At 49.1% G+C, this 13,004-nt stretch carries 12 protein-coding genes; 9 read left to right on the top strand and 3 right to left on the bottom strand.

Annotated features, from left to right (window positions below):
- From tig to ACY69O_RS00425, 9 genes are all read left to right on the top strand, one after another.
- Positions 1-671: trigger factor (gene tig, locus ACY69O_RS00385; protein WP_462331491.1), on the top strand; the 671-nt coding region annotated here is incomplete at its 5' end.
- A 38-nt stretch (positions 672-709) separates the two neighbouring features.
- The gene (gene clpP, locus ACY69O_RS00390) at positions 710-1,318 is read left to right on the top strand and encodes an ATP-dependent Clp endopeptidase proteolytic subunit ClpP (RefSeq protein WP_462331492.1); all 609 of its coding nucleotides are present in this window, start codon (positions 710-712) and stop codon (positions 1,316-1,318) included.
- Positions 1,319-1,351: 33 nt separating this feature from the next.
- Positions 1,352-2,608, top strand: coding sequence for an ATP-dependent Clp protease ATP-binding subunit ClpX (gene clpX, locus ACY69O_RS00395; protein WP_462331493.1), 1,257 nt, complete (start codon positions 1,352-1,354; stop codon positions 2,606-2,608).
- Between the two features lie 122 nt (positions 2,609-2,730).
- Complete coding sequence (gene lon, locus ACY69O_RS00400; protein WP_462331494.1) at positions 2,731-5,061, top strand: endopeptidase La; 2,331 nt, start codon at positions 2,731-2,733, stop codon at positions 5,059-5,061.
- Complete coding sequence (yihA, locus tag ACY69O_RS00405; protein WP_462331495.1) at positions 5,061-5,693, top strand: ribosome biogenesis GTP-binding protein YihA/YsxC; 633 nt, start codon at positions 5,061-5,063, stop codon at positions 5,691-5,693. The genes lon and yihA overlap by 1 nt, the downstream gene beginning before the upstream one ends.
- A gap of 23 nt (positions 5,694-5,716) precedes the next feature.
- On the top strand, positions 5,717-6,169 hold the full coding sequence (gene ahbA / locus ACY69O_RS00410) for a siroheme decarboxylase subunit alpha (RefSeq protein ID WP_462331496.1): 453 nt from the start codon (positions 5,717-5,719) through the stop codon (positions 6,167-6,169).
- A gap of 13 nt (positions 6,170-6,182) precedes the next feature.
- Positions 6,183-6,653: a siroheme decarboxylase subunit beta gene (gene ahbB, locus ACY69O_RS00415; protein ID WP_462331497.1), complete on the top strand. Its 471-nt coding sequence runs from the start codon at positions 6,183-6,185 to the stop codon at positions 6,651-6,653.
- A gap of 99 nt (positions 6,654-6,752) precedes the next feature.
- Positions 6,753-7,991 carry a DUF445 family protein gene (locus ACY69O_RS00420; protein ID WP_462331498.1) on the top strand — a complete coding sequence of 413 codons (1,239 nt, stop codon included), beginning with the start codon at positions 6,753-6,755 and terminating at the stop codon, positions 7,989-7,991.
- Positions 7,988-9,277: a DUF445 family protein gene (locus tag ACY69O_RS00425; protein WP_462331499.1), complete on the top strand. Its 1,290-nt coding sequence runs from the start codon at positions 7,988-7,990 to the stop codon at positions 9,275-9,277. The genes ACY69O_RS00420 and ACY69O_RS00425 overlap by 4 nt, the downstream gene beginning before the upstream one ends.
- 52 nt (positions 9,278-9,329) lie before the next feature.
- On the opposite strand, the gene ACY69O_RS00430 is transcribed toward ACY69O_RS00425, so the two are convergent.
- The 3 genes from ACY69O_RS00430 to murQ are packed head-to-tail and all read right to left on the bottom strand — an operon-like array spanning position 9,330 to position 12,720.
- Complete coding sequence (locus ACY69O_RS00430; RefSeq protein ID WP_462331500.1) at positions 9,330-10,439, bottom strand: MupG family TIM beta-alpha barrel fold protein; 1,110 nt, start codon at positions 10,437-10,439, stop codon at positions 9,330-9,332.
- On the bottom strand, positions 10,436-11,806 hold the full coding sequence (locus ACY69O_RS00435; RefSeq protein ID WP_462331501.1) for a PTS transporter subunit EIIC: 1,371 nt from the start codon (positions 11,804-11,806) through the stop codon (positions 10,436-10,438). Before ACY69O_RS00435 ends, ACY69O_RS00430 begins: the two co-directional genes overlap by 4 nt.
- Positions 11,803-12,720, bottom strand: coding sequence for an N-acetylmuramic acid 6-phosphate etherase (gene murQ, locus ACY69O_RS00440; RefSeq protein WP_462331502.1), 918 nt, complete (start codon positions 12,718-12,720; stop codon positions 11,803-11,805). The genes ACY69O_RS00435 and murQ overlap by 4 nt, the downstream gene beginning before the upstream one ends.
- Between the last annotated feature and the right edge of the window lie 284 nt (positions 12,721-13,004).

A 13,004-nucleotide genomic window follows, 5' to 3' on the forward strand; every position in this document is an offset into this window, starting at 1 on the left:
GCGCTGAAATCGGCAAAGAGGTTGAGGTCAAGGTTCGTTTCCCTGAGGATTACCATGAGAAGAAGCTTGCTGACAAGGATGCTGTTTTCAAATGCACTGTCAACAAGATTAAGCATAAGGAGCTTCCGGCTCTCGATGATGAGTTCGTAAAATCTGTCAGCCCGCTCAAGACTGTAGATGAGCTCAAGAAGGATGTCCGTGAGAAGATGGAGAAGGCTGCTGAGACGAAGGCTACTAACGAGCGCAGCGCTGCAGCTATCGAGCTTGCTTCCCAGAACATCACTGTAAATATTCCGCCTGCTATGGTCGATGACCGTGTTGAGCAGATGATTCGCGAGATGGCTATGCGCCTTGAGCAGCAGGGTATGCGTTTCGAGCAGTACCTCCAGTACTCCGGCTCCAGCATTGACAAGCTCCGCGAAGAGTATCGTGAGACGGCTGAGAAGAACGTCCGCACGGATCTCATGCTCGAAGAGGTTGCTAAGGCTGAGGGTCTCAAGGTTGAGGCTTCCGATATCGATGCTGAAATCGCTATGATGGCTCAGATGTATGGTGCACAGCCGGCACAGGTCAAGAAAATCGTTCAGCAGCAGGGCCGCCTCGGTGATCTCGCTGTTACGGTTATGCGCCGCAAGACAGCTAAGTTCATCGTTGACAGCATTGCTGAGTAATTAGTTTTTTAGTGGATTCTGTTTGGAGTGATAAAATCATGAGTTACAGTATTCCTATGGTTGTAGAGCGTTCGAGCCGCGGGGAGCGCGCGTATGATATTTATTCGCGCCTTCTCAAGGATCGTATCGTTTTTATCGGCGGAGCAATTGACGATGACGTTGCAAATGTTGTCGTCGCTCAGCTCCTTTTCCTTGAGTCGGAGGATCCGGACAAGGATATTCATCTGTATATCAACAGCCCGGGCGGTGTCGTAACGGCAGGTCTCGCTATCTACGATACGATGCAGTATATCAAGCCGGATGTTTCGACTATCTGCATAGGTCAGGCAGCAAGCATGGGCTCTCTGCTTTTGGCAGCAGGTGCGAAGGGCAAGCGTTTTGCGCTTCCGCTCTCCCGCATTATGATTCATCAGCCGCATGGCGGTGCGCAGGGTCAGTCGACTGATATTCAGATTCAGGCGCAGGAAATCAAACGTCTGCGTGAAATCGGCAATGATATCCTTGTGAACGCTACGGGCAAGGACCGTGAGACTATCATTAGCGATACCGAGCGCGATAAGTTTATGAGCGCGGAGGAAGCTAAGGCTTACGGTATTATTGATGAGGTCATTACGGCGCGTCCGCAGTCAAAGAAGTCGAAGGATTGATTGAGCCGGCTTTTGTTGTTCGGAGGATAAGCGATGGCAACTCTTAAATGCTCGTTCTGCGGAAAAACGCAGGACCAGGTTCGAAAGCTTGTAGCAGGCCCGCAGGTGTATATCTGCGACGAATGCATCGAGCTCTGTAACGAAATCATTGACGAGGAGTTTGGAGTAGAAGCAGAGGCAGAGCTTCTGAGGGAGCTCCCGAAGCCGAAAGATATCTGCAATATCCTCGATGAGTATGTAATCGGACAGGAAGCGGCAAAAAAGGCGCTTTCAGTTGCTGTTTACAATCATTACAAGCGTGTCAATACGTCAAGAAAAGGCGACGATGTCGAGCTTACGAAGTCAAATATTCTTATGCTTGGCCCTACGGGAAGCGGTAAGACACTTTTAGCCCAGACGCTGGCGCGTATTCTGCATGTTCCTTTTGCTATGGCTGATGCTACGTCTCTTACAGAGGCAGGCTATGTCGGTGAGGACGTGGAAAATATTCTGCTGAAGCTGATTCAGGCGGCGGATTATGATGTTGAGCGTGCCCAGAAGGGCATTGTATATATTGACGAGATTGATAAAATCGCCCGCAAGAGCGAAAATACTTCGATTACCCGTGATGTCTCGGGTGAGGGTGTGCAGCAGGCACTCCTGAAGATTCTCGAGGGAACTGTGGCTTCTGTTCCGCCTACAGGCGGACGCAAGCATCCGCATCAGGAGCTTATTCAGATTGATACGACGAATATTCTCTTTATCTGCGGCGGTGCTTTTGCAGGAATCGAAAAGATTATCGAGGATCGTCTCGGACATAAGACACTTGGCTTTGGTGCCAATGTTCAGTCCAAGGTTGAGCGCAATGTAGGTGAGACTCTGCGCGAGGTCAGCCCTGAGGATCTTTTGAAGAGCGGTCTTATTCCGGAGTTCATCGGCCGTCTGCCGATTGTTGTAACTCTGGATGCTCTTGAGGAGGATGCGCTGGTTCGTATTCTGACGGAGCCGAAGAATGCTCTGACGAAGCAGTATCAGAAGTTGATGGAGTTTGATGGGGTCAAGCTGCAGTTTGATGATGAAGCTCTGCACCTGATTGCAAAAGAAGTAATGAAGCATAAGACAGGAGCAAGAGGTCTTCGCTCTGTTATTGAGGATCTTATGCGCAATGTTATGTTTGAAATTCCGTCTATTGACGGTGTAACCCTTTGCCGTGTGACTAAGGAAGTCGTAAGTGAGCACCGTGATCCGGTTCTTACCATTGACAAGAGCAAGGCTCGTCATGCACGGGGAGGACAGGCAGCTTCTGCCTGAGTTAAGATTAATTATGAGCGCTGTTGACGAAACAGCGCCATTTTTTTCAGAGAAAAGAGACATAAAGCTGATTTTGGAAATTATCTCTGAGTTTAATATACATTTTGAAGGGAGTTTTTCAAATGCCTGAAAAGCGGAAGATTCCTCTGCTGCCTTTGCGCGGCATGATTGTGTTTCCATATATGCTGATTCATCTGGATGCCGGACGTAAACGGTCTGCGGCAGCTCTTGAGCATGCTATGGCAGATGACCGCCAGATTTTCCTTTGCGCACAGAAGGACGAGGCGACGGAGTGGCCGACTAAGGCTGATCTGTATACGGTAGGCACGATTGCCGAGGTCCGTCAGATTCTTAAAATGCCGGATGGAGCGTTCCGTGTTCTGGTGGAGGGTAAACAGCGTGCGAAGCTTTCCGGGATTCGTAAACTCGCTGCGTATGATTCTGCGACTGTAGAATGTTATACAGATGAGATTGATAATTCCATGGAGATGGAGGCTCTTACAAGGAGTGTCGTCACGAAGTTCGAGGAATGGGTCAAGCTCACTCACCGTATTCCGGCAGAGGCTCTGATTTCTGTTGCAATTCTTGATGATGCGGGCCGTCTTGCTGATATGATTGCGGCACATCTGAATCTCAAGATGGAGGATAAGCAGTCGCTCATTGATAAGATTGATGTCCGTGAGCGTCTTGAGGAGCTTTATCTTCTGCTGAATCATGAGATGGAGGTTCTGGCGCTTGAACGCAAGATTGGCGGACGTGTGCGCAAGAAGATTGAGAAGGGGCAGAAGGAATATTATCTTCGCGAGAAGATAAAGGAAATCCGTAAGGAGCTTGGAGATGTGGACGGCAAGGAAGCAGATGCCGACGAGTACCGTGAACGTCTTGAAAGCGGAAATTATCCGGAGATTGTCGCAGAGACTGTGAAAAAGGAAATCGGCCGTCTTATTACGGCTTCTCGTTTTTCGGCTGAAACGGGCGTAATCCGTACGTATATAGAGTGGCTTCTTGATCTTCCGTGGAACGAGTCAACTGATGCGGAGATAGATATAAAGAAGGCTGCACGTATTCTTGATGAGGATCATTACGGTCTGAAAAAGGTCAAGGAGCGTATTCTGGACCATCTTGCCGTGCAGCAGCTTATGCAGCGTCAGCATGAGGAAGAGCTGCTGAAGGCTCCTATTCTTTGCCTTATCGGGCCTCCGGGTGTCGGCAAGACCTCTCTTGCTGCGTCGGTAGCTCGGGCAATGGGACGGAAGTTCATTCGCGCGTCTCTCGGAGGTATACGTGATGAAGCAGAAATCCGCGGACACCGCCGCACGTATGTGGGCGCGCTCCCGGGACGTATCATTGACGGTCTGAAGCGTGTCGCAACAAACGACCCTGTTTTCCTGCTTGATGAGGTAGACAAGCTGGGAGCGGATTATCATGGCGACCCGTCGGCGGCTCTTCTTGAGGTTTTGGACCCTGCGCAGAATAATACCTTTACAGACCATTATATTGATCTGCCCTTTGACCTTTCAAAGGTGTTCTGGATTGTTACTGCGAACGATTTGGGCGGGATTCCGCGCGCTCTGCGTGACAGAATGGAAATTATCGAGTTGTCCAGTTATACGGAGCAGGAAAAGACGGCAATCGGAAAGAAGTATCTTTTCCCGCGCCAGTGCAAGGAAAACGGTATTCCTGAGGGGTCGCTGACTCTGGCAAACGGCGTTATACAGCATATTATCAATGAGTATACCCGCGAGTCAGGTGTACGCGAGCTTGAGCGTCTTTTGGGCAAGCTCTGCAGGAAGACTGCACGACGTATGGTGGAAAAGAAGGTAGACAAGGTACATGTCCGTCCATCGGACCTGACAGAATTCCTTGAGCGTCCGAAGTATCCGAGCACTCCGCCTGAAAAAGAGCCGCAGGTCGGTCTTGTAAACGGCATGGCCTGGACAGAGGTGGGAGGTACGACACTTCCGACCGAGGCTGCCGTGATTAAAGGAAACGGACGTCTTATTCTGACGGGCAAGCTCGGAGATGTAATGCAGGAGTCTGCAAAGGCGGCTCTTTCGTATATTCGCAGCCGTGTGAAGGAGTTTAATCTGCAGGCTAATTTCTATGAGAAGTATGATATTCATGTGCATTTGCCGGAGGGTGCGGTACCGAAGGACGGGCCTTCGGCAGGAATCACCATGGCAACGGCCATGATATCTGCACTTACGAATAAAAAGGTACGCGGAGATATCGCAATGACAGGTGAGATAACTCTTCGCGGACGTGTTCTACCGATAGGCGGGCTTAAAGAAAAGGTGTTGGCGGCTTACCGTGAGGGAATCCGCACCATCATTCTGCCGAAGAAGAACGAAAGGGATATCGAGGATATTCCTGAGACGGTACGCCGTCATCTTACGTTCCATACGGTTGAAACGATGGATGAAGTTTTGAAATATGTTTGGGTGAACGAATAATGGAACAGAAAAAGGAACGCGTTGTTGTTACGAAAGGAACGTATCTGACATCTGCGGTCAAAAAAGAGCAGTATCCCGAGGTTAAGCGGCCGGAGTTTGTGTTTATCGGCCGGTCTAATGTCGGTAAATCTTCGCTTATAAATTCTCTCACGCGTGTTACCAATCTCGCGCGTGTATCGAGACAGCCGGGAAAGACTCAGACTATCAATTATTTTGAGGTCGGTCTTAAAATCGAGGGACAGGAGGAACGTACGGATTTTTATCTCGTTGACCTCCCAGGTTACGGCTACGCGAAGACCGGCAAGGAAAACCGCAAAATATGGAAGAAGTTCATCGACGAGTATCTTTTGAATTCGGAGTCGATTCAGTTCGTATGCCAGCTCATTGATATCCGCCATGACCCCATGCAGTCGGATATTGATATGTTCCGCTGGCTTGTGACGAACGGGCTGCCTGTTCTTGTCATCGCGACGAAAACGGATAAACTCAGCCGCAGCGCTGCGCAGAAGCAGATTGCGCGCATGAAGCAGGTGCTTGGTGTGCCTGAGCTTGATATACTTCCTTATTCTTCTCTAAAAAATGAAGGGCGTTCAGAATTACTTGACTCAATTGCCTCTACTTTGATAAAATAGGGTTATAGTAAGGGGTGAGCATTATGTTGACGGAATATGATAAACGTGTTCTTAATGCGATACAGGGTGCCCTTCCTATTGCAGAGCGTCCGTTTGCAGTGTTGGCCAAACAGCTGGAAACGACGGAGGAAGAGCTCCTGTCAGATTTGAAGCGTTTGTCGGATGACGGCTACATCCGGAGGTTCGGTGCTTTTTTTGACTCGAATGCGCTGGGATTCAAGGGTTCTTTGGTAGCGGTGAAGGTCAAAGAGGGCGCTATGCAGGAGGTTGCGGACGTCATAAACGGCTATAATGGTGTCACGCATAATTATGAGCGTGAAGGTGATTATAACCTATGGTTTACGCTTCAGGTGCAGTCGGATGATGAGCGGAAAAACATTCTGGACAAGGTGCGTGCGCTGCCGGGGGTTCTTGGTCTGATGAATCTCCCAAGTGAAAAGACCTATAAGGTCCGCGTGCGGTTCAACATGAATTGAGGAGGGGACGGCAATGGTAGATACTATTGATGAAAAGATTATCCGTACCCTTCAGCAAGGGATTCCGATGACAGCAGAGCCTTTCAGGGAGATGGCGCAGGCGGTCGGTATATCGACGGAAGAGTTTTTGAAACGCCTTCAGATTTTGAAGGATGAAGGAATTCTTCGCAGACTCGGAGCGGTTCTGCAGCACCGCCATGCAGGCTATACGGCAAATGCTCTTTGTGTATGGCAGGTGCCGGAGGAGCAGCTTGAGGAGGCCGGCAGGGCAATCAGCGCGGAGAACGCGGTTTCACACTGCTACACGCGGTCAACGACTGATGAATGGCCTTATAATTTTTACACGATGATTCATGCCCATGACAGGGCACAGTGCGAGGAGATTGCGGAGCGCATTGAGCGCGAGAATCATTTTTCGCCGCGTCGTATGTTTTATTCCGTGAAGGAATGGAAAAAAGCATCGATGAAGTATTTCGTAAAATAAAAGATATGTGATGTATTAAAGCCTTGCATGAAAATGCAGGGCTTTTTTGCTGTGTGTGTTAAAATAGAGAATAACAGCATTTTAACAAAGGAGTAAATCATGCAGACTTCATATAAAGCTACGGGCGTACTGGCGGTTTGTGCTGCCGGAGCTGCCGTGACGACCATGTTCGGAAACGGCGGCTTTTTCGGCGGTATGCTTCAGCACGGCTTTTTGGCAGCAACCATTGGCGGGCTTGCGGACTGGTTTGCAGTTACGGCTGTTTTCAGGAAGCCGCTTGGAATTATTTCGTACAGAACTGAGATTTTGCGCAGAAACCGTCCGCGTATAATGCAGGCGCTGAATGATTTTATAAGCGAGGATATTCTCAGCAAAGAAAATATAATGGAAACGCTAAGGAAGCAGGATTTTGCTGAAATGTTCGCGGCATATCTGACACAGCGCGGAGGACGTGACCGTATCTGGGCACTTTTGCAGGAATTTGCTGTCAGAGCTGCAGAGGGACTAAGGCCTGAGGTGATGGTGCGGCCGCTGGCATCTATGGTTCGTGAGGATTTGCAGTCGTTTGACGGCAGACCGCTTTTGCGTGGAGGTATGGAGGCGTTCAAAAGCGAGACACTGCAGGAACGGCTGGCTGCGTCCATGATTCCGGTGCTGCGCGGTATTTTTATAGATGCGTCCGTGCAGCAGGACATTCTTTCGCATATCTGTGCTATGCGTGAAAGCTATGAAGCGGCGTCAAGCAAACGTGCCGCTGTTTTCGAGATGGCAAATCTGACTGATGAAAAGATTTTGGAGCATGTGAATGTCCACATCAATGAATGGCTGAATGGGCTCGCAACAGGAGAAGGAGAAGCACATGATGGGATGATGCGCATTGCCGGAATGATGATTTCTTATCTGACGGCCAGCGAAGAATTTTATAATGCGGCGCAGCAGAAATTCCATGATAAAATCGACGGAATTGATTTTGAAGCAAGGGCAGAGGAGCGGGTGCAGCTGCTTTTGAAGGATAATATTCCAATTGTTCTTGAGCTGCTCCGTGATTATATGGATAAGTGGATAGAGCGGTTTTTGTCAGAGAGGGAGCTTCGCGGCAAGATGAACAGTTGGATGCTTTCTGTCATTGAGCAGGGGCTGGAAAAAAATCATGCTATAATTCCGCAGATGATTGCAGAGCAGCTTGAAAAGCTCTCTGATGACGCTCTCGTTGAAATGGCTGAATCCCGTGTTGCAGATGATTTGCAGATGATTCGCATTAACGGTTCACTCATAGGTGCCTTCGTTGGTATGGGACTTTATGTGATAGTGCGTGCGGTGGAAGGGGTGTGCGGATGATGCCATGGAGCAACTGGAATCACGCGGATAAGACTCTGCTTTTTGCCTTCGTGCTTTTCCTTTTCGGGCTTATTCTTAAAATCGAGTATCCGGCAAGTCTTTTTGCTCAGGGGTTTCTGTTTGTGGCAGAGGCGGCCCTTGTTGGCGGCGTGGCTGATTGGTTTGCGGTTACGGCACTGTTCAGAAAACCGTTGGGATTCCCGTATCATACGGAGATTCTGCCGCGCAGGCGCAGGGAGTTTATCGAAGCGGCAATAAAGCTTGTACAGAGGGAGTTTTTCACTTCACGCCGTCTGATTATGCTGGTTGATTCGTATGACTGGAAATCGGTGCTTTTGCGTTTTGCAAAGGGTGAGGAAATCCGTATACGTGCAGAGAATTTTGTATATGGCAAGGTTGTCGGATTTCTGGAATCCGTAGATTTTTCGGAGTACACGGGTGAGCTTTCTGATTCGCTTCGGAATGAAGTTAAAAAAATTCCTGTGTCGATTCTTTTTACGAAGCTTAGGGATTACCTGGCAGCGGACGGGCGCGACAGGAGATTTTTGGCACAGGGAGCTCTTTGGCTTAAAGAAAAGGCTGAGAGCGAGGAAGCATGGCAGCTCATACACGACGAGATTGAAAGTATGGTGCAGAAGAAGGTGGAGAATGCCGGTATTTTGGGCATGCTGTTTGCTTCCTTTGCAAAGGCATCAAATCTGGTGAATGTTGACGAGCTTACTGATGTGATACGTGATGAGGCACTGCGTTTCCTTGATGAAGCGGCAGATGCGGAATCGGAAACCTCGGATAGGATTATTGCGATTTTTTATAGAAAGTTGGCAGAAGTTGAAGAGGATGAAGGACTCGTTAATGCACTTGAAGCGGCACGAGACCGCTTTTTGAGCAGTATGCCGCTGCAGGAAACAGTAGAGACTCTTCTTGCGGATATCAGGAACAGAACAAAAGAAGCATTGCAGGATTCTGCTTCTGAGCCGTCGAGACTTCTTCGTGGTGCAATTGAACGTGAGATTGATATGGCATGGGAGCTTTTGGAGAATGATGAACGCGTCAGAGTGCTGCTTGACTCACTTGTTCGCGACATGGCCGGCCGCAGTGCACTGAAGGCGCAGGAAATCGGGGGCGTTGTTGTGCGTGAAGTCATGGAGCGCCTGACTGATGAGCAGCTTAACAGCATAGTTTATGACAAGGTTGAGCCTGATCTGCTTTGGATTCGCATGAACGGCTCCGTGGTGGGGGCGCTTATCGGATGCGTGCTGTTCGTTTTTATGACGGCGGTCAAATAATAAGAAGAAATTAAAAGGAGTATGTCCGTAAAATGCGGGCATACTCCTTTTTTTAATCAAGCCTCAGACGGAATTTTTGTCCGGGACGTATTGTTTCTATGAGGAAGATTTCTTCAGGGTCTATCTGTGCGATTACATTCACCCTTTTATCTGCAGGAAGGGTTCTGCGGACGATTTCAAGCTCACCCGTATACCTCGGATATGTGTCGTTGTCGAGGGTAACGGCACCGATTGGGCGTGGAGCGGGAGCCATGGGACGTATTGCGCGTCCTGATTTTTTTATTATGCCGCGGCTTTCAAGTGCTCTGACAACATCGCGGGCTTTATCTTGGCGGGCAGTGAAGGTCTGCTGGAGAAATGTTTTTATTTCCTCATCCGTTGTTAATACCGAAGCGTGCAGGGTGAGGATTTCATCAGCATGAACGTCTGCAAGTGCATCAAGCTCCGAATCATTAGGTTCGCCGTCACCTATAAAAACTGAATCTGCGCCTAACGCGGCAAGGTGGCGGATAGCAAGCCCTGTGGGGAGCTTTCTGTCATCTTCGAGAGTGGGAAGACCGCAGAACAGTGGCGGACGTCGACGTTCTTCAGCCGACGGTTCGTCCGGGGGATCCACCGTTGCGGCAAAGGCGCCTGCAGAGATGCCGAAACGGTGCAGCAGCGAATTCTGTTCCAAGAAAAAATCCACATCAAGACCTGTGTTTTCTCTCGGATAGAAATTGTGGAGCGCATCGACGCGGTCCATATCCGCGCCTGCGGCTTTCATTTTTTCAAGATATTTCTGAGTTACTGTTGAAGCATTTAGCTGGATTCGAAGTCTGGGAGTATCAAGCAGCAAATCGGCAGCATCTTCGGGGGAGAAACCGTCATCGAGACGAAGGGTTGTTATGCCAAGCTTCATAAGCTCTGATGGATTGGATTCCTTTGAATCCAAAAGCGATGAAGCTGCCTGTGAAATATCTGCGATAACGTCAAATTGAAGCTCCTTTGCCTTTGCAAGGAGTGTTTTGAGCTCTGAGCGGAAAACAACGGCGTCTGTTTCAGGAATCTGAAGAGAGGTAAAAAGACGCGTGATTCCGCGTGCTGCAGCACGTTCCAAAAGAGACAGATTTTTTTCCTGTGGGGTATTGAGCCCACAGTATACGGAAATTCCAGTTTTCATTCGGAGCCCTCCTCAGCAGGGTCTGTAAAGCCTATACACCATGTTGCAATGAATCCGGCAATGTATGAAGCAAGTATTCCAAGAAGATATACGGCAGGGTGGTCGGTTGCCGCGGCCAACGGAAGTCCTGAGAGACCGATTGTGGAGGCACCGACCATGAAGGCTGCCTGCACGGCTCCGCCGAATGCGCCGCCTATGCATGCTCCGATAAAAGGACGCCCGAGGGGGAGCGTTACACCGTATATGAGAGGTTCACCGACACCCATAATACCGACAGGAAGAGCTGAAATAATGGTTTTCTTAAGGGCACGGTTTTTTGTTTTGAAATATACAGCTGCCGAAGCACCTACCTGTCCGGCACCTGCCATGGCAAGGATAGGAAGAAGAATAGTCACTCCTGTTCTTGCAAGAAGCTCGGCGTGAATAGGGGTAAAGGCCTGATGGATTCCCAAAAGAACGCACGGAAGCCATATACCGCCGAGAGCAAACCCGGTAACAGGTCCTCCGACCTTTACCGCAGATGCCGCGGCCTGTCCGATACATTCGGAAATCATGCCGCCAACAGGTTGAAGAACGAGTATGGCAAGTGTGCCTGCGGAAAGGAATACAATCAGCGGAGTTAAAAACAGGTCGAGCATTTCGGGGATAACCTTCCGCACATGGGTTTCAAGCCAGGAGGCTGCAGCGGAGATAAGAAGAACCGCAATTATTCCGCCTCGTCCCGGTACAAGCGTATCTCCAAAAAGCGTAACGGAGGACAGAAGCGGGTGAGTTATGAGTACGGCAAGGGCAGCTCCGATAGCCGGGCTTCCGCCGAATGATTTCGATGCATTCCAGCCTGTGACGATATTAAGTGCGTAAAAAATGGTATTGCCGGCGATTTTCAGCAGATGCACAGCAGGGTAAGAAGCGGCCTCCGGCACTAAACGAAGATAAACGTTCAGAGAGCCGGTCAAAAGACCGCAGGCAATGAATGCGGGAATAAGCGGAATAAATATGTCTGCGATACGCTTAAAGAAAAGCTTCACAGGAGTTGCATTTTTGGCGCGTATTTCTTCGTGCAGAGCTTTGCCGTCACCAAATGACGGAGAAGCATTTGAAGGAGCCTGTTCTTGGGGAGACTTCATCAGGGCCAAAAAGCATTTTGTGACCTCTGAAGCGCGTCCGGGACCGAGGATAATCTGCAGCTCAGTATCCGACTGATTGACTCCGAGAACACCATTGATTTTTTTAAGAGCAGCCAGCGTTTCATCTGATGCAGGTTCTGTTTCAAGACGCAGGCGTGTCATGCAGCATTCGGCAGAGCGGATTCGTTCGCCCGGACCTATTACTGCAAAAATTTCTTTCGCTATATCATTCGGGTTCATGAAAGTCCTCCTTTTTGGTTATTGCGGAGAGCAGTTCCGAGATGACCGTCAGCTTCTTTTAATTTGAGTTTTGCTTCTTCCACAGGAAGGCCGCTGAGAATGAGAAAGATTGCAAGCTTAGCGTTTCCGTCTGCATCGCGTAATGCTGCATCGCTTTCTTCAGGGGAACAGCCTGTTGCTTCTATTACTATGCGGTGAGCGCGGGCAACAAGCTTTTGATTGGTTTCCTCAACGTCAACCATGAGGTTTCCGTATACCTTTCCCAGGCGTACCATGCTGCCCGTAGAAAGCATATTCAAAATGAGCTTTTGCGTGGTACCGGCTTTCATGCGTGTGGAGCCTGTGATGACCTCAGGTCCCGGCAAAGCAGTAAGCTCTATATCGGCGAGATTAGCTATAGGAGAATCGGGACTGCAGGCAATAGATATTGTTGAAGCACCGATGGATTTTGCATAATTAAGAGCACCTACAACATAAGGCGTTCTGCCGGAGGCAGAGATTCCTACAATAACATCGGCGGATGTTATATGAGAACGTTTTAAATCCTCTTCGCCAAGAGCGGGAGAATCCTCTGCGCCTTCCTGCGCTCTGAACATGGCATCAGCTCCGCCGGCAATCAACCCACGGACAAGAGATGGGGATACCCCGAAGGTGGGCGGACATTCCGAAGCATCCAGTACACCAAGACGGCCTGATGTTCCTGCTCCGACGTATATAAGATGACCGCCGGATGAAAGCGAATGAGCAATCAAATCAACAGCTTGGGCAATCTGTGGAAGAATCCTTTCGACTGCCTGTACTGTATTTCTGTCCTCATTGTTTATAAGACGAACCATTTCAAGGGTTGAGAGGGAGTCGATATCCGTGCTGGCGGGATTCCTCCGCTCTGTAGCCAGATGATCAAGTTGTATCATTTCACAGCTCCTTTAATGTAGTAACCTTAATTATAGCACTTTAACGCCAATGCAGGCACAAAAGAATTTGAAAAAAGTGCTTGACGAATCTGGGATTAAGAGGTAATATATAGAAGCTGACTCGTGCGGGGCACGATGAAGCACAAGGTGTTCCTTGAAAACTAAACAATGCAGAAATGAATCATCTAAATTGATTCAAGCCAGATGTCGGGCATGAAGCTATGCTTCATGAACCAACAATTTCTAAAAAGAGTAAAGCGAAAGCTTTATACTCAAAAGATTAA

The sequence above is a fragment of the Schwartzia sp. (in: firmicutes) genome (assembly GCF_978017985.1).

Coding starts and splice junctions, on each gene's coding strand:
- clpP (WP_462331492.1), top strand. CDS start 710: ATGAGTTACAGTATTCCTATGGTTGTAGAGCGTTCGAGCCGCGGGGAG.
- clpX (WP_462331493.1), top strand. CDS start 1,352: ATGGCAACTCTTAAATGCTCGTTCTGCGGAAAAACGCAGGACCAGGTT.
- lon (WP_462331494.1), top strand. CDS start 2,731: ATGCCTGAAAAGCGGAAGATTCCTCTGCTGCCTTTGCGCGGCATGATT.
- yihA (WP_462331495.1), top strand. CDS start 5,061: ATGGAACAGAAAAAGGAACGCGTTGTTGTTACGAAAGGAACGTATCTG.
- ahbA (WP_462331496.1), top strand. CDS start 5,717: ATGTTGACGGAATATGATAAACGTGTTCTTAATGCGATACAGGGTGCC.
- ahbB (WP_462331497.1), top strand. CDS start 6,183: ATGGTAGATACTATTGATGAAAAGATTATCCGTACCCTTCAGCAAGGG.
- ACY69O_RS00420 (WP_462331498.1), top strand. CDS start 6,753: ATGCAGACTTCATATAAAGCTACGGGCGTACTGGCGGTTTGTGCTGCC.
- ACY69O_RS00425 (WP_462331499.1), top strand. CDS start 7,988: ATGATGCCATGGAGCAACTGGAATCACGCGGATAAGACTCTGCTTTTT.
- ACY69O_RS00430 (WP_462331500.1), bottom strand. CDS start 10,439: ATGAAAACTGGAATTTCCGTATACTGTGGGCTCAATACCCCACAGGAA.
- ACY69O_RS00435 (WP_462331501.1), bottom strand. CDS start 11,806: ATGAACCCGAATGATATAGCGAAAGAAATTTTTGCAGTAATAGGTCCG.
- murQ (WP_462331502.1), bottom strand. CDS start 12,720: ATGATACAACTTGATCATCTGGCTACAGAGCGGAGGAATCCCGCCAGC.